The following is a 17,478-nucleotide window of genomic DNA, read 5'->3' as shown; positions in this document are numbered from 1 at the left end:
TTGCTGCTAATGATTTTGATTGTTTACTTGGCCATGCTTGGCTCGCAGCAACACCCTAAGGGGCAATCATGAAAGAAATATGTCAGTACCCGTTACGTCCTTGATAATTAGCCATTGTAAGGGCATTTTAAGTAGTTAAATACGGCAAAATGAGCTGATTTGACCCCCTGTTTTTATGGTTTTTTAATTCAAAAATCAACAATAATCCGTTTGAAAAGTTGCCAACGTAAAAAATATGTCATCACTGTGAGCTAATCTGACCCTAGTGGTGTTTAAGCTGTTTGCTTATTCTGGCTATCAAATATACCTATTGAGCTGACAATGAATTTATCGTTTTTAAAATTACATCGCTCATTACTGCTTATCTTAGTGGTGATGTTAACCAGCGTATTAACCCTGACACTTAGCTACGGTCACTATAAAGGCCATAGCCAGATCGATTGGTTTGATGTAGGTGGCGAAGGCGGTATTACTGCCATGACCCTGCTGTGGATCTTTTTTATTCTATTAAGTAGGCCAAAGGGACGAGTAACTAACTTATTATTCTCAGGCCTTGCGATTATGAATCTATCGATGACCCTCGATTTTATTGATGAATTTGTATATTACAGCAATGAACAAGCATGGCTCAGTACTATTGAATCCATTCCTGCACCATTTGGGATGATTTTAATGACCATGGCTTTGTATCATTGGCACCAAGAGCAAATGACCATTAATCAACAATTACGTAATCGCGAGCGCTTTTATCGAGAGCATCAACTCAGTGATGCTATCAGCGGACTAGCTAGCGCCGATTATATGAAAAGCCAGATCAGCCGCGAGCTAAATTTGCTCCACCATAGCCTGCATGGATTTTCATTACTGATGTTAGATATTGCTCAGTTTGATCGGTTTAATCGTCAATTTGGTGATGCAGAAGGCGATAAGCTGTTACAAGAGTTTGCTCAAGTGATCACCTTGAATGTACGTGAACAAGATTTAGTCTGCCGTTACGCCAGTGATTGCTTTATTGTCATGTTGCCCAATACCGAACTCGCTGTCGCAGAGCAGCTAAGCGTATCGTTAGTCAGTGCTTTAGAAGCGTTTTCGTTTAATAGCAGCGACAAAGCAGTGAGCTACAAACAAAAAGTACACACCAGTTTAGTAGCCGCAACGCACCGTGATTCGACCTCTGGTTTACTCAGTCAATTGCATCAAAAATTACTAACGAACAAAAACTTACATGGACATACTGCGTGAGTGCAAGCCTTAGTAACAGCAGTTATATCGACTCTCCTTATCAAGGTTTACAGTCATGGGCAGCGCAATTAGTTGATTTAGCCAAACACCGAGGGGTACACCCTGATAAGTTACTCAAAGGAACTCGATTATTTTATCAAGATTTTGCAGCTGGAACGGCTTCGATCAGTGTTGAGCAATTTTATCGATTACAAGAAAACTGTCGTCAATTTGATAATCAACACCAACTCAGTTTTTTACTAGGGCGAAAACTACTTAATCACAATCCGTTATATAGCGCATTTTCTCAAGCAGAAAGTTTACGCACACTGCAAAAACTACTCACACGCACTCCTTTGCATGGCTTTAACTTATTTAATGCCGAACATAAATACCATCAAGGCCGACATTACTTCATTATCAACCTCAGCTTCGGGGCAATAAATGCAGCCGTAGAACAATTTTGCTGCGAATTATTTGCCAGTTTTATCGCTGCAACATGTAAATGGCGAATAGGTAATAACAGTGATTTATGTTTTTCGTTTCCCTATGCGCAGCCCTCACACATAGAGCAATATCAAACTAACCTACAAGCCAACTGCAAGTTTTCACAACAATTATTTATGGTCAGTATTAGTGATGAACTTTATAACAAACACTTAATAGATAGCTGTCCGAGCCTGCTGCAGCAATCATTAGCAACCATAAAGCAGCACCCTTTACCTGCGGCATCTTGGCTGCAATTAGTGCGCAATCATATTGGCGCTCAACCACAACAAAACCTCGAAACAGTTGCCCAGCATTTCGCTATGAGCCCCGCCACTTTTAAGCGAAAACTAAAACAACATCATACTCGTTTTAGCGCCTTGCAAGATTGTATCAATCGCCAAACCGCGGTGTTTAATATCGCCACTTTAGCGCAAAGTAACGAAACCCTAGCAGGCGAACTTAACTTTAGCGACTTAACTAACTTTCGCCGCGCATTTAAACGCTGGACTGGGACGACTCCCTCACAGCTGAGAGAATTGATTAACGAACATTAAGTTAACACTTGTAATTAAAGTCCCGCAAATGTACCTTATTAATTGAAATATCGAAATAAGGAAGATCGATGCAGGCATCATTAGAAGATCTAATCAATGGCTGGCAAAATGGTTGCCCGCAAAGTGCTGATGAACTTAAAGCTCGGCTTTACTACCACCTGAAACAAGTTTGTCATGTACATTTAGAAGGTTACCGTAATGAAATCGATTCAACCTATGTATTGCAGCACTTACCGCATACTGGATCGCTACTACATCAGTCACTTATTGAATTAATCCCGCCACAACAAAGCATTAATCACCAAACACAATTTAATACTTATTTAAGTGTATTTATCCGTAATATTTTACGCGATGAAATTCGCAAGTTTCAAACTCTCAAACGCACTCCTAACGCAGAAAAAATCCAGCAACAAAACGATCAACTAAAACACCAAGAGGATTTTTTAGCATTAGATAGCGCCCTAAATCATCTAGAAAAAAATCATCCGCAAAAAGCTCAAATATTCTCTCAACATTACTTTTTGGGCCTAGATACTAAAGTGCTAGCTAAACAATTCAAGGTCTCACTTGCTACTATTTATCGCGAATTAGATGCTGCTAAAGCGTTTATAAAAGTGCGTATTCAAACAAATTAAGATAATTAATGAATCAATTTAAAGACGCGCTTTCGTGTTTTGAACACTTACTTACACACCATGCCAACAACTTAACCTCAGGATTGCTGCAATTACAACTATCTGATGAACAATTCATCATTGAAGTGAAGCAATTAATAAATGCACATACAAGTAATGATCAAAGCTCATTGTTTAATGACTTATTACATGGCCAATTAAATTTACTTACTAATGATCATCAGCTTTTACAACTGCAAGGCGGCGAAATAAGTCACTTTAGGTTAGAGCAATTAATTGGCTATGGGGGAATGGGTGCAGTTTACTTGGCGACTAGAAATGATGGCCAGTTAAATCAAAAGGTAGCGATTAAGTTATTTTATCCATCCATTGTACAATTACATGGACAAAAACATGTTTTACAAGAAGCGCAATATCTTGCCAAATTATCACATCCCAATATAGCTAGCGTATTAGATGTCGGTAAATGCAGTATTGGCACTTACATCATCATTCAATATATAGCCGGTGATACATTAATTAACTACGCAAAAAACCTTTCGCAAAAAGCAAGGTTAGAGGTATTTCAAAAAGTATGTGATGCCGTTGAGTATGCTCACCAAAATAGGGTGATCCATGCAGATTTAAAGCCTTCAAATATCCTAGTAGATAACAATGGTGAACCTAAACTTGTTGATTTTGGGGTTGCGCGTTCCAGTTCCATGAATCATGAAATACCATTACATAACGCATATATAAAAGCGCTTAGTCACGAGTTTGCAAGCCCAGAGCAACTGGCTGGTGAAAGCTTAACAACCCAAGCTGATATCTATAGCCTTGGGCGTATTTTAGAAAAACTACTTATACAACCTATTAGTACAGAGCTTCAAGAAATCATCAATAAATCACTGGCGCCACTACCACAGCAACGCTTTGCATCAGCAGATACATTAAAACAAAATATCGCCGCTTATCTGGCGCATCGTCCATTACTTTGGTTTAAACACTCAAAAACATATATATTAGGTAAGTTTATAAGACGCTCCCCTCTTACTGCTGCTCTAATAACCTCAACTATCGCTTTTTTGGGTGTCGCCTGTATTAGCTTATTTCTTTATCAAGATGAACAAAAGCAAGCCGTAAAGCAACAGTATGAACTGCTCAACTTTTATCAAAACTTACTAATTAGCGCACACCGCTAGCGCCGCAAGGTGCAAAACTGTCGGTATCGGCCTTGTTACTTGCTGGTGTTGAACAAGTAATGCAGAGTCAATTAAGCCCAAAAAACCAACAAAGCGTACTCTTAACCGTTGCCCAAAGCTTATACTTGCATGGAAATTTTACAGCAGCTTTAGATATATTGGCGTTGTGCGATAGTTCGATTGACATGCAAATATTAAAAATTAAAAGTTTAATTAAATTAAATCAACAACAAAAAGCACGAATTCTTTGGCAAAAACTATCGCAGCAAAACCCTCAAAACAGCAACATTAAATTGCTTGGTTGGCTTACTAAAGATAGCTATTTAGCTGGTGACATAAAGCAGATCAAAATAGCTTTTCAAAATAGCGATGCATCCGAACTAAAACTGGAATTATTAATACATATTTTTACTCATCGTGATAATCACCCTATACTCAGCCGTCAATTAATTCTCGAGAATGAAAATACGACAGCAACGTCTGCCTCGCAAAAAGCATGGCAATCGTTAATGAAAAGCAGCCTACTGATAGAAGATAATCAAATAGACCAAGCAATTAAGTTACTAGACTCAACATTAAAAAATGCTGCGAATAACTACCACCCACTACATTGTGAGCTCGCAAAATTAAACCATTTTGCGGCAAATTTATATGCTCAAGCAGGTGCACAACTTGCGCAAGAACAAGCCCTGAATAAAGCCATGTTTATCTATCAACAGCTACTCCCAAACTTTGAACATGAACTTAGTACTGTACTATATGAGCAATATCAATATTACCTAAAAGAACGTGATTATTTGCAAGCAAATAACTTTTTAAATAAACAGCTACTACATTGTTCGACAAGTGATCAAAAATGCATGAAGGGGCGTTATGAAAGTACCATGCTAGGTTTAAGTTTGCGTAAGTACTCACAAACCTTAAAGAATGCAGAGCTATGGCTTGCCAATGGTACACAACAATCAAGCCAATATTACGATATCACCTTAGCAAAATACACGGCGCAATATGAACAAAATACACTGAATAAAACAGCATTATTTGATATTGACCTAACACAACTAAGCAAGCAACAGCAAGTTCAATGGTTAGAGCTTGTGATAAAAACAAATATGTTTAATACTTTAACTTCACAGCAAATGCAGCAGCTCATTGTTTATGCTAAATCAAACTCTCCCTTGGCATTTGAATTAATAGCGACTATTAATAAGCTAAACAATAATCCACACACACAGTGGTTAGCACAACTCGAAAAGCAAAACCATATATCACACTCCACAAAGAACCAATTTAGCCCTGCCAGAGATATCAACGCGATAAGTGAAACAAAGCGAGTTAGCTCGATCACGGCCCCTAAACATGCAAGCCAACTAAAAATAGGCTCTGAATTTACGATTGAATGGGATAGCAAACGATTAATTGGCAATACGATAAGTGTATTAGTCAATCATACCGTCAACTATAAAGTTAACAGCTTTGATGATTTTAATAATTTGAAGAAAATTGATTGGCACCCAGCGGCAACTAATTTAAAAAACACGGGAACAGCCCAAATTGACCCTTATCATTTTATGGCCAATGGCACAAATCGCTTTAAACTTATGCTCATCAGCGATTTAGGCTATTGGAGCCTATCTGATGGTTTCTTTAGTATTGCTTCAGGTAAAACTGTTGATAACGGTTTAGAGCACTTTTTACTAAAAGACAAATTGGTTACAACTATTATCACACCTAAAGCCCTTGATATTTACCCTGTAGGTCAGCAAAAAACGATAACCTGGAACGCCAATAAACTCTACGGACAAACCGTTGCTATGTATGTTCTGCATGATGACTCTCGCGGAATTGGCGATAAGCAACAAGTGGATTTAAATATCGTGAATAATAGGCGCTGGTACCAGTTCGCTGAAGAACTGCCAAATACAGGAGAGTTTAACTTAGACCCTGCACTCTTTAATGGCCGAGGTAACAATTATAAAATTTTAATCGTCTCTGATCTGGGTTACTGGAGTGTTTCTGATAAACGGTTCTCAGTGGTAAACCCGTTGTAATTTTAGTTAAAGCAATCGCACACTAGTGCGACTGCTTTACTTTAACTTTACTTAACCACGCCACTATTTTGATTATCCCGGTGAATTTTAGACCAAGTATTAGGCATTAAACCTGTGCTGTCGGTTTGAATAGCCACAAGCTTACCTGTTGCACTTGCGGCCGATACATTACTTTCAGATAAAGTACCTATGTATAAAACCCCCTGACTATCGATAGCTGGAGAAGACCAAGTTACATTTGCTTTTAAATCATATTGCCATGCAAGCGTGCCATCTGGTTTATATGTATAAAGTAAATTACTTTCTGAAGAAAAGTACACATTACCATTATCGCCAATGGTAGGAGACACATAAACATCACCGGTAATTGCCACTTGCCATTTTATACTTTTATCATTGATATCGAGTGCGTAAAACTCACTATCATCATTATTTTTTGTACCAAAATAAATCGTACTACGCGACTCATCTATCGCTACCGATGAGCGAATGTATGGCGCCTCGAACACCTGCGGGTTTGTTAACTCAAACTGCCAACGAAGATCCAAATTATCATCAAAGCTGTATAAAACTCCGGCTTCAGACCCAAAGTAAATATTATTGTTAGAATCAATAGCTGGAGTAGAGTAAACCAAGTCACCTTCAAAGGTGTCTATATCTTTGAATTCGCCAACTAACTCATAACTATTTAAATCAAGCTTAAGTACGCGCCCTTCATCATAAAATACCAATTCTCCATTGTGATTTACCGCTCCATTTACAAATCGGTCTTGTCGCTCTACACAGTTACATAAACGCTCAAACAAGCTCTCACCCGTTTGCGCATTAAAAGCGCGGATATCTAAACCGGTATATATAACTTGGCCTTCAAAAGCCGCAACCTTGGTTAAACCAGAACCTGTTTGAAAGCCATAATCAGATACGCGTTGACGCCACATTTGCTCGCCGCTACTATTTAGAGCTACTAAATCGCGATATGCTTTTTCAAACTCACCTACTCGCTTATCAACAGTGAAATAAATATTTTCATTATGTACAACAGGGCTTGAACGCACTTCTTCACCATTAGGCAAAGTGTAACGCCACTTTTCACTGCCATTGCGGTTATAAGCTACCATCAAATCACTGCCTGCGGGGTCATTGCGTACATTCTTAGCTGTGCCTATATAAATTGTTTGCTCATCAGCACTAAGTGCCGGTGACGAGTAATAAGCAAAGCTTGTTGTTGGTAATAATTTTTCCCACACTAAGCGCGACGCTTCTACTTTATCTGGCTGTTTATCTGCATCAGATTTTGTAGTTTGTGAGTCATCGCTACCACCTCCACAAGCAGATAGAAGAAGACTGAACGTGAATAAAATTGATGTTTTAACTTTAGGTGATTCAAACTGTAACTTCATGTAATTCCTTAGATAGTTATTATTTATAGCTAAATAAATTTTACGAAGAAATCACAACAATGACAGACACGAATAGCAGTTAAATTTTTCTCATAAATTTAAAATATTTTTATCTGTCTTAATGGCGTTACTAAATCGTTGAGACGAATTACTTATTCTTAGCGTCTGGTATTGCCTCTACAGGCACGCAACTATTAGGATCTAGCTCAAAGCCCTCGTGCAATGCATTTTGCATTTTAGCTAAAAACGCTTTACTTAAAGGCTCACGTGCCGTGATTGAATGATATTCAACCTCTCCTTTATGTGTACATTTATAAGGATATACATACTGATTTTTATCAATCTCTGCAGATGGGTCACTCATCGCGCACCCTGGTAAAACACCAACCATCAAACAACAAAAAATTAAACGAGCCACAATCACCTCCATACAACACCATAACAGCGGGTTTACCCCCGTTCTTTTAAGGGTTTACCCCGCGTCGGCCTTATAACCTAACATTTACACATTTTACGTGATATAAAATCTCTGCGACGGTAATTTTGCAGGCCACTAAAACGAATAAAAGCGCGATAAAAATTATCGCGCTTTATTTTTGTTAAAACTAAAAGATTGTAAGTGGAGTTAACGCTGTGCGCTTTCTCTTAATGCATTTGTGTTGTTAACAAAATCTTTTGCTTTTTGCTGATCAAATAAGAAATAGTTAAAATCTTTACTGCTATTTCCTACATCATTAGTAATAATAATATTAAACTCATCAGTCACTAACGATAAGTACATTGTATTTTGATCATCCGGGAAGCTAATCATGCCTGTGTCATCAACACTGTAATCAAGCTCTGTATTAATGGTTGTGAAACTTTCATCACTATAAATTGTGATTTTATCTTCATCAAACTTCAAATAACTAACCACCCACTGATCATCTCGATCTCGGTCGACCATATATATATCGCGCCCGATTAAATGTTCGACGTTACTTACTGGTTTATTGTCGGCAACAATACTCATGTATTCTTTGGCATCGTTTTCGCTAGTAAAATGCGGCCAAATATGCTCTTCAAAAGTAGCAATTACCACATTACTCGAGCCAATTAATAAACTATAATTAGCCCCATACATTAATGATGAACCATCGCGTAATATTAATTGATTATCAGAAAATATCTGGTAAGTCCCTGTTGATAGGTTGTTATCTTGATAATATTGAAATGAGTTATTGTCATCAAATTGAAAATAACCAAGCTCGCCTTCCACTTTATAATCATGATCTGTAAAATACAAACGCTTACCCAAGTAGTTATTAGGGCTAATTAGGCCAGTCAAAGAAACAGGGGGCTGATAGCCTATCTGTTGTAAAATTTCATCAGGTAGTGGAGACGAAATAGGCCGCTCAGTTGCTCGATTAAACTTGCGATTATCGAACGTTTTCTCTCTTGGTTCCTCACCTTGGCTATAGGTAAATTGATGCATGTTATTTACATAAATAGTATCTTCGATCTGTTCAATTAGCTTCCATTGCCGAGTATTCCACAACCAGCAATTAGGATCTTGCTCAACGTAGTAACAATCATCTCGTCCATTTAGGTTTCGCGTTATTGTAAGAATGTCATCATCAAGATGCCAGTTACCAGCATAAATTCGACTTTCAGCAACTGATAATTGCCCATCCTCATTGCTGTCGTACACACTCATCGAAATAGCTTTGCCATCAGGCCAAAGCTCAAACCAAAACTCATCTAAACTCTTACCATCAAAGTTGTAGCTATATATTCCAGGGATTGTTGCAATATTGAATGTCTCTGATTCGTCGATAATGCTGCCAGTACCTACACTCGCATTTTTAATTCCGTCAAATTCACTAAATGCAGCAAACGTTGCAATATCACCATCACTTGTTAATTGCCTAAATAGTATTGTTTCATTATCGTAATCACTCAGTGTGATATGTAATGACTGTTTGTTATTATCTTCTATCATTCGCCAAGTAATAGGCGTATTTCCAAGCTCTGAAACAGCACCTGTTCCATCGTCATTTAACATTAACGTAATCGCACCAAGAGATACTTGATCAACGAAAATATGCGGTGCAGGCAATGCAATAGGGTTTTGAGTTTGCGCGAAGGTAAAATCAACTTGCTCATTTTGAGTGAATACTTTAAGGATAGACTCGTTAGTGAGTTGATAATTTTCTAACTCACCATCTGGGTACTCTACATTTTTATACTCAGTTTCTTTGACTAAAAAACCATTTTCAGTTGCCGCAATTAACTTTAGCTCTGCTTTATAAGTAGTAACCTCTTGGCGAACCCGCTTTGTTTCACCACCAATTTCAATATCAGCAGTAGTCTGATAAGCATAAAAACCTTCAGGATTATTTAAGGTATACACATCGTTTTGATATATCCAGTCGAAGCGACCATCATAATTTTGAAGAAGGTAACGACCAGTGCCGTCGTTATCTAATTCAATAACTTGATTAATAGATAAATTGCCACGATTATAGTAAAAAGTTTTAATGTTATTAGTCTTTGTAGACTGAACAACCTTCTCATCAGCTAGCATTTCTTCTTGGGCCTGGCTAAACTCGGGCGTTTGCTCCACTTTTTTAATATACTGAGTCATTTTTTCATTATCTAAAGCCAGCTCTAAAACATTATTTACTCCCTCGGGTAAAGCAAATAATTCATTGCTCGTTGATTTGTCCAAAATAACTTTTATAGTCGTAGCAACCTTAACGAGCTCATCAGCACTAATCTCATTCGACAAGCGTTTCAAGTCTTGCTCGCTTTTAATGTCTACGAATAAATTTTCTCGCGCCAAAAGCGCCGACTTTGTTGTGGTTAGATTAGTAATATTTACCGAAAAGTCTTCGTCATTAGTAAGTACAGCGTCATCGCCCGCTTTCGTTTTTAAGCTTGCAAAGCTCATTAGTCGTGACTGCAACAAAGCGGCTTGTTGTTGCTCTTTACCCTGTGCTTCAATTGTCACCAATTGACTCATATCAGCATCATCGTCAAGTGCTAACTCTAAGCTATAATAACCATCGCTATTTGTCGTTGTCGTGAACTCTTGCGATCCTATTTTGGCTTTTATAGCCGCGTCAATTAAGGGGGAATCTGTTGCTATGCCTTCCAGTGATAATTTAACCAGCTGCTGTTGAATATCAACTACAACATTTTTTTCACTCGTTAAACCTTCACTGTCTGTAACAGTTAAATTTAAAGATATTTTTTTATCTTCGCTAACACTTGGCGCAATAAAGCTAACAGTCCCTGTATTGGTGTTCTCTAATGCAACTGACAACCCTGCATTTTGGCTCCAAAGATAAGTAACGGGGCCTTCATCTTGCACTGTGGCACTGATTGAAATAGCTTGTTTTTCAACTACTGCTGTATCGCTTACGCTAATAACTGGTGCGGTATTTATAGGCTCATCAGGGTGATCAACAAAATCAGATTCACAGCCAGACAATAAAGCCAGCGAAATAGATGCCGCAAGCATTGATTTAATTAGATTCATAAAATTATCCCTTTCGTTGTTATATTTTGTCTACCTGACGATAATAAGATAATGAACAATAAATAACCCATAACGAAATCTGTATAATAATTTCTCACAAAATTAAAATATTTTTTTATTTTCCACTTATAGCAATTTAGGTAATACTGAATTTCTCAATAAAGCCCTTGCTATTGTGACAAATTAACAAATAATGGAGCCACTGTTCACGGGATTAGAATGAGGAAAAATGAACACGATACTAACCACGCAATGTGCCGATGATGTCGGCTTAATAGCGAAAATCACCGGGCTTTGTCATCAGCATAATTTAAATATTACCCGCAATAATGAATTTGTAGATAAAGATGCTCAGCGCTTTTTTATGCGCACTGAACTAACGGGCCAACCACATCCAGATTTTTTAAATCAATTACAAGCTTTGTTACCCGATGGCGCGCAATTAGCACTGCACACTGACGAGAAAACTAAAGTGGTGTTACTAGCGACTAAAGAAGCCCACTGCTTAGGGGGCGTATTGCTAAAGCAATTTGAGCAAGCACTGAATATTGAAGTATTGGCTGTGATTGCTAATTACCCTGACTTAGCGCCATTGGCGAAGGGCTTTGATGTGCCGTTTCATGTGGTCAGCCATGAAGGGCTATCACGCGCTGAACACGACCTGCAAGTGGGTGACTTAATTGCCAGCTACAATCCCGATATCATTGGCCTTGCCAAATATATGCGGATTTTAAGTCCTGAATTTGTAGGCCGTTTTGACGGTAAAATTATCAATATTCATCATTCATTTTTACCTGCTTTTATCGGTGCAAAACCGTATCATCAGGCATTTGAACGGGGTGTGAAGATCATTGGTGCAACAGCGCATTTTGTTAATAATGAGCTCGATGAAGGGCCGATTATTATGCAAGACGTCACCCATGTAAACCACGCAAACACTGCCGAAATGATGGCTAAAATGGGCAAAGATGTAGAGAAAACAGTGTTTTGTAAAGCACTGCAATTAGCATCAGAACATAAGCTATTTATTAATGGTAATCGAACCGTCGTATTTAGCTAGGTTCTAGAAATAGAGTAGAATGAAGAGGCTCAACGCCTCTTTATTTTTTTTATTATTGACTACTTTTATACTGTACTTAATGTGTTTGCTCGATAGGTTCGAGTTGTAATTTTGCAGCTATCAACACCGCTTGCGTGCGGTTATACACTCCAAGCTTACGGAATATCGCGGTGATGTGCGCTTTGATCGTTGCTTCTGAAATATGTAGTTCATAAGCGATCTGTTTATTCAACAAACCTTCGTGTAAGTACTGCAGCACTTTATATTGCTGTGGGGTAAGGGAGGCTACTTGAGCGGCGATTTCTTTATCTTCATTGGTAACGCTCGCTACTTTGTCTTTAAGCTCAGGTGGTAGCCATACATCGCCATCGAGTATTTGATTAATTGCTCCGGCAATATCATCTGATGATGATGACTTAGGAATGAATCCCATCGCCCCGTAGCTCATAACTTTTGAAACAATATTGATATCTTCACTGCCAGAGACAACAGCAATTGGCAAGCTTGGATAATCTTCACGAATGCGAATTAGGCCATATAAATCGCCACTGCCGGGCATATGTAGGTCTAGTAGTAAGATATCTAAATCTTCTTGTTCACTAAGCACTTGCAATGTAGTTTCAAAATTTTCAGATTCAAAAACCTCTAAACCATCAAACTTTGCCGTTAATGCCCCTTTTAGTGCTTCGCGAAATAACGGGTGGTCATCCGCTATTAAAAACTGACTCATGGTTCACTCCTAATGAATTCGGCTGCCATCTATCAAATAGCTGACAGCCGATATACTACGTTTAGAATCAACTTCTAATCAAGTTTTTAACGCATATTTAACGATTTAATCGGTTCTCGATTAATTCATCAACCACACCAGGGTCTGCAAGTGTTGAGGTATCACCTAATTGCTCGTGCTCATTTGCAGCGATCTTACGTAAAATACGGCGCATGATCTTACCAGAGCGCGTTTTCGGTAAGCCTGGTGACCATTGGATCATATCTGGCGATGCAATTGGGCTAAGCTCTTTACGAACCCAGTTACGAACTTCTTTGGTTAATTCGTCACTGACCGTTATACCTTCGTTTGGCGTTAGGTAAACATAAATACCTTGGCCTTTAATATCGTGCGGGTAACCTACTACAGCAGCTTCGGCAACCGCAGGGTGAGCAACCAGTGCACTTTCAATCTCGGCAGTACCTAAGCGATGTCCTGATACGTTTAATACATCATCAACACGGCCGGTGATCCAGTAGTAACCATCTTCATCACGGCGACAACCGTCTCCAGTAAAGTACACACCCGGATAAGCTGAGAAGTAAGTTTGTTCAAAACGTTCATGATCGCCGTAAACTGTACGAGCTTGTGATGGCCAGCTATCAAGAATAACTAAGTTACCATCAACTGCGCCTTCCAGAGCATTACCTTCAGCATCAAATAATGCTGGCGCAATACCAAAGAATGGACGGGTTGCAGAACCAGGTTTCATATCAATTGCACCTGGTAAAGGTGTGATCATGATGCCACCAGTTTCAGTTTGCCACCAAGTATCAACAATTGGGCAGTTACTTTTACCCATGTTTTCGTAATACCAAGTCCATGCTTCTGGGTTGATTGGCTCACCCACCGAGCCCAAAATACGTAGGCTATCGCGGTTTGAAGTCGCTGTTGGTTCATCGCCTTTGGCCATCAGTGCACGAATTGCCGTTGGCGCTGTGTATAAAATTGTAACATTATGCTTATCGACTACTTCACCCATACGTCCTGCGGTTGGGTAAGTGGGTACACCTTCAAATAAGACTTGCGTACAACCATTAACTAATGGGCCGTAAGCAATGTAACTGTGACCTGTGATCCAGCCCACATCGGCGCTACACCAAAAGATATCATCTTCTTTTAGATCAAATACATATTCGTGAGTCATCGATGCATATACTAAATAACCACCAGTCGTATGAACCACCCCTTTAGGCTGACCTGTTGAACCTGAAGTGTAAAGAATAAAGAGTGGATCTTCTGCATTCATCGGTTCTGGTGCACAGTCTGGGGCTTGATCAGCAACTAAATCATGCCACCATACATCATGTTCATGCCATTGTACCTCGCCACCCGTTAACTGATGTACAACAACGTGTTCGATGGTTGTGACCGACTGTTGTGCAACGGCTTCATCAACATTTGCTTTCAGCGGCACTGTATTGCCTGCACGACGCCCTTCATCAGAAGTAATAACAATTTTAGCACCAGAATCTTTAATACGATCAGCAATTGCTGATGGTGAGAAACCACCAAAGACTACCGAGTGAATTGCACCTAAACGCGCACATGCTTGCATTGCATAAACAGCTTGCGGTGACATAGGCATGTAAATAGCAATACGATCGCCTTTTTTAACACCGAGTTTTTTCAAACCGTTGGCAAATTTTGCCACTTCGTCATGCAGCTGTTGATAAGAAATATGTTCACTTTGCGAAGGATCGTCGCCTTCCCAGATCAATGCCGTTTTATCTGCTTTAGTTGCCAGATGGCGGTCAATACAGTTATACGAAGCATTAAGCTCACCATCTTCATACCATTTAATACTGATATGGCCTTTATCAAACGAGGTGTTTTTTACTTTAGTAAAAGGTGTTGACCAATCGAGACGTTTACCGTGCTCTGCCCAAAAACCTTCTGGATCATCAATAGATTGCTTGTAAAGTGTATTATATTTATCGTTATCAACTAAGGCTGCATTCTTGATATGTGCAGGAACTGGATAGATACTTTGTGACATAGTCGTCTCCATTTTAATTACTTGCCTAAGGCCTATCTTAAGGATCACCCAGCATAGCGGGCGAAAGTATTAGACCTTAGTTGTATTATCTTTGATTTATTTCACTGTACGCTCAAATTGTTTTAAAATTTCATCATTTTACGCTATCAATACAAAATGTTAATGATATGTTTATACTGAGATGGCAAGCTTGCCACCTTAGTCTAATAGACCAATAGGTAATTGAGTAAAAAGCATACTTAATCAAAAGTGGTATCACAACACAAGTATAATAATGCAACAAGCAGCCCCGAATAGGACTTTGACTATGACAACAAAATCAACAGTATTAAAAACACTTACTGCCACAGCCGTATTGTGCGCGCTTTCAGCTACAGCACAAGCCGCAACCATCGGTGGCACTGATGTGACTTATGGCGGTTATATAAAACTCGATGCAATGTGGAGTGATTATTCAGCTGGCGCGCCTGCGGGTACAAATGTAGGGCGTGACTTTTATGTACCAAGTACATTAACAGTCGGTGCCGACAACAACTCTGATGCTGTATTTGATATGCACGCACGTCAGTCTCGTTTTAATTTTGGCACATCAACACTCCTAGACAACGGCAAAACCATAAGTAGTAAAATCGAAATAGACTTTTTAGCATCTGCTGCTGGCGGTAATGAGCGCGTATCTAACTCATACGCGCCACGTATTCGCCACGCATTTATTTCTTACGACGGCTGGTTATTTGGTCAAACATGGTCAAACTTCCAAAATGTTGGTGCACTGCCTGAAACTCTTGATTTTGTAGGTCCAGCTGAAGGCACGGTATTTGTTCGCCAAGCACAAGTTAAATACACAACTGGCGCATGGTCTTTCTCGTTAGAAAACCCTGAAAGTACAATTACAACTTCAAATGGTATGGCTGTAACCGATGATGCATCATTACCGGATTTCACAGCACGTTACACACATACTGCTGATTGGGGTAACTTAGTGGTTGCAGCGCTTGCTCGTCAACTTACTTATAAAGTGGGCGGCCTTGACGCTGATGAAACATCAATTGGTATTAGTGCATCAGGTATGTTTAAAGTTGGCCAAGACAACGTTAAATTTATGCTTACCCAAGGTAAAGGCTTAGGTCGTTACGTTGGCTTAAATGTTGCGCATGGTGCAGTGCTTAATGGTGATGAGCTAGATGCAATTGACTCTACATCAGGGTTTATTGCTTACCAGCACAATTGGAATAACCAATGGCGCTCAACATTCCTTTACTCGTTCTTCTCAGCAGACAATAACACTGATTTGCTTACGATTACCGGTGACCCAACTGAATCTAGCCAAAGCTATAGTGCTAACATTTTATACTCACCAGTTAAACGTTTAACGTTTGGTGCTGAGTTAAAGCATGCAGAACGCGAAACAGAAAGTGGCGTTGATGGTGATTTAGATCGCCTGCAGTTCTCAGTTAAATACGCGTTCTAAGCTAAAACTAAAATTATATTACTTCCTTAAGCGGCTTTGGCCGCTTTTTTATGCCTGTGATATACCTTATCAAAGTTCAATTATACCAATCTGCCAAATTATGTGATCTAATTAGCACACTGATACTTATCTACTTTTACTAAATTGAACTTAGAAAAATCCAAGCAACTTTTAGCTTTATCACGTAAAGAGCCTAATGCGAGAAAGCGAATACGCCTGCTTGCTGTTTCATTATTCTTTGAGGGTGAAAACAGAACGAATATTGCTAAGCGGCTAAATACAGCGCGCGGCAGTGTCAATAAATGGGTTTCAAACTACCTTAATAATGGCGTTACTGGCTTGAACAACAAACCGATTAAAGGTCGTCCAGCTAAATTAACCTTACAACAACTAAACACACTGTCAGATTATGTAAAACAGTCAGCAAGTTCTTCAGAAGGAGGCAGACTAATGGGGGAAGATATTGCTCAGTATATTTATGACCAGTTCAACATAAGATATCACACCGATCATATTTACAAACTGCTCAAGAAGCGTGGGTTTAGCTGGATCACAAGCCGTTCTAAGCACCCAAAGCAGTCAAAAGAAAGCCAAGAGGCTTTTAAAAAAGTTCCAAGTGGAAACGATCCTTCACACCCCAGGACATCTCCCTTTAGATCGCATTGATGTGTGGTTTCAAGATGAAGCACGGTTTGGACAACAAAATCAAACAACACGCTTATGGGCTGAAACAGGCTCTAGGCCTCGCGCAACAAAACAACAGCAGTTTGAGTATGGATACTTATTTGGTGCAGTGTGCCCAAGTAATGGTAAAACAGAAGCGCTGATCAGCCCTATCGTCAATAAAGACGTCATGACGCAACACATGGAATTAATATCAAAAGCCACGGAGGTAGGACGTCATGCGGTCGTGATCGTTGATGGCGCTGGTTGGCATACTATTGATACTGTAAAACCATTCAATAATGTCACGCTAATAAAACTTCCGCCTTACTCCCCGGAGTTAAATCCAATAGAGCAAGTATGGAGTTGGATACGGCAACACTGTTTATCTAATCGTGTGTTTAGTGGTTATGAAGAAATAGTCGAACAGGTTTCGCAAGCGTGGAATAAATTCATTTC

General features: G+C 39.2%; 13 protein-coding genes. 8 read left to right on the top strand and 5 right to left on the bottom strand.

The features are described from left to right. The first annotated feature begins 321 nt into the window (after nt 1-321). From H5232_RS00720 to H5232_RS00700, 5 genes are all read left to right on the top strand, one after another. Nucleotides 322-1,242, top strand: coding sequence for a GGDEF domain-containing protein (locus tag H5232_RS00720; RefSeq protein WP_182731521.1), 921 nt, complete (start codon nt 322-324; stop codon nt 1,240-1,242). After that, nucleotides 1,239-2,264, top strand: coding sequence for an AraC family transcriptional regulator (locus H5232_RS24590; RefSeq protein WP_182783726.1), 1,026 nt, complete (start codon nt 1,239-1,241; stop codon nt 2,262-2,264). The genes H5232_RS00720 and H5232_RS24590 overlap by 4 nt, the downstream gene beginning before the upstream one ends. A 68-nt stretch (nt 2,265-2,332) precedes the next feature. Further along, nucleotides 2,333-2,902 (top strand): sigma-70 family RNA polymerase sigma factor, encoded by a 570-nt coding sequence (locus H5232_RS00710; RefSeq protein ID WP_145235307.1) that lies wholly within the window; start codon nt 2,333-2,335, stop codon nt 2,900-2,902. Between the two features lie 8 nt (nt 2,903-2,910). Next, nucleotides 2,911-4,083 (top strand): serine/threonine-protein kinase, encoded by a 1,173-nt coding sequence (locus H5232_RS00705; RefSeq protein ID WP_182830455.1) that lies wholly within the window; start codon nt 2,911-2,913, stop codon nt 4,081-4,083. 32 nt (nt 4,084-4,115) lie between these two features. Then, complete coding sequence (locus tag H5232_RS00700) at nt 4,116-6,134, top strand: lipopolysaccharide assembly protein LapB (RefSeq protein ID WP_182830454.1); 2,019 nt, start codon at nt 4,116-4,118, stop codon at nt 6,132-6,134. 47 nt (nt 6,135-6,181) lie between these two features. Here H5232_RS00700 and H5232_RS23905 read toward each other — a convergent pair whose 3' ends face one another. The 3 genes from H5232_RS23905 to H5232_RS00685 form a co-directional block, all read right to left on the bottom strand. Continuing rightward, the gene (locus H5232_RS23905; protein WP_220496034.1) at nt 6,182-7,534 is read right to left on the bottom strand and encodes a PQQ-binding-like beta-propeller repeat protein; all 1,353 of its coding nucleotides are present in this window, start codon (nt 7,532-7,534) and stop codon (nt 6,182-6,184) included. A gap of 148 nt (nt 7,535-7,682) precedes the next feature. Continuing rightward, entirely contained in the window at nt 7,683-7,952 is a 270-nt protein-coding gene (locus tag H5232_RS00690; RefSeq protein WP_182783729.1) for a hypothetical protein, read from the bottom strand. A gap of 207 nt (nt 7,953-8,159) precedes the next feature. Continuing rightward, complete coding sequence (locus H5232_RS00685) at nt 8,160-11,057, bottom strand: PKD domain-containing protein (protein WP_182830453.1); 2,898 nt, start codon at nt 11,055-11,057, stop codon at nt 8,160-8,162. Between the two features lie 229 nt (nt 11,058-11,286). On the opposite strand from H5232_RS00685, the gene purU reads away from it, so the two are divergent. Beyond that, the gene (gene purU / locus H5232_RS00680) at nt 11,287-12,117 is read left to right on the top strand and encodes a formyltetrahydrofolate deformylase (protein WP_182783733.1); all 831 of its coding nucleotides are present in this window, start codon (nt 11,287-11,289) and stop codon (nt 12,115-12,117) included. 76 nt (nt 12,118-12,193) lie between these two features. Here purU and H5232_RS00675 read toward each other — a convergent pair whose 3' ends face one another. Continuing rightward, nucleotides 12,194-12,847 (bottom strand): response regulator transcription factor, encoded by a 654-nt coding sequence (locus H5232_RS00675; RefSeq protein ID WP_145235295.1) that lies wholly within the window; start codon nt 12,845-12,847, stop codon nt 12,194-12,196. 97 nt (nt 12,848-12,944) lie between these two features. Continuing rightward, entirely contained in the window at nt 12,945-14,885 is a 1,941-nt protein-coding gene (gene acs / locus H5232_RS00670; RefSeq protein ID WP_182783735.1) for an acetate--CoA ligase, read from the bottom strand. Nucleotides 14,886-15,192: 307 nt separating this feature from the next. Here acs and H5232_RS00665 point away from each other — a divergent pair, with 307 nt between their 5' ends. Both H5232_RS00665 and H5232_RS00660 read left to right on the top strand, forming a co-directional pair. Further along, a complete protein-coding gene (locus H5232_RS00665; RefSeq protein WP_145235291.1) occupies nt 15,193-16,356 on the top strand; it encodes a DcaP family trimeric outer membrane transporter in 1,164 nt (387 codons plus the stop codon). A 144-nt stretch (nt 16,357-16,500) separates the two neighbouring features. Continuing rightward, a protein-coding gene (locus tag H5232_RS00660; protein WP_182830452.1) for an IS630 family transposase occupies nt 16,501-17,478 on the top strand; the annotation gives its coding sequence in 2 pieces (ribosomal slippage) (nt 16,501-16,967 and nt 16,966-17,478; 980 coding nt annotated over the 2 pieces). This gene is flagged as partial in the annotation.

The sequence above is a fragment of the Pseudoalteromonas sp. SG41-5 genome, assembly GCF_014164495.1.
Taxonomy (GTDB): Bacteria; Pseudomonadota; Gammaproteobacteria; order Enterobacterales; family Alteromonadaceae; genus Pseudoalteromonas; species Pseudoalteromonas rhizosphaerae.
The sequence above is the reverse complement of the archived record's forward strand: the minus strand, read 5'-3'. Positions and strand labels throughout refer to the sequence as shown.

Bases quoted from the DNA above. Each gene is read 5' to 3' on its own strand.
- H5232_RS00720 (WP_182731521.1), top strand. From the start codon at position 322: ATGAATTTATCGTTTTTAAAATTACATCGCTCATTACTGCTTATCTTA.
- H5232_RS00710 (WP_145235307.1), top strand. From the start codon at position 2,333: ATGCAGGCATCATTAGAAGATCTAATCAATGGCTGGCAAAATGGTTGC.
- H5232_RS00705 (WP_182830455.1), top strand. From the start codon at position 2,911: ATGAATCAATTTAAAGACGCGCTTTCGTGTTTTGAACACTTACTTACA.
- H5232_RS23905 (WP_220496034.1), bottom strand. From the start codon at position 7,534: ATGAAGTTACAGTTTGAATCACCTAAAGTTAAAACATCAATTTTATTC.
- H5232_RS00685 (WP_182830453.1), bottom strand. From the start codon at position 11,057: ATGAATCTAATTAAATCAATGCTTGCGGCATCTATTTCGCTGGCTTTA.
- purU (WP_182783733.1), top strand. From the start codon at position 11,287: ATGAACACGATACTAACCACGCAATGTGCCGATGATGTCGGCTTAATA.
- H5232_RS00675 (WP_145235295.1), bottom strand. From the start codon at position 12,847: ATGAGTCAGTTTTTAATAGCGGATGACCACCCGTTATTTCGCGAAGCA.
- acs (WP_182783735.1), bottom strand. From the start codon at position 14,885: ATGTCACAAAGTATCTATCCAGTTCCTGCACATATCAAGAATGCAGCC.
- H5232_RS00665 (WP_145235291.1), top strand. From the start codon at position 15,193: ATGACAACAAAATCAACAGTATTAAAAACACTTACTGCCACAGCCGTA.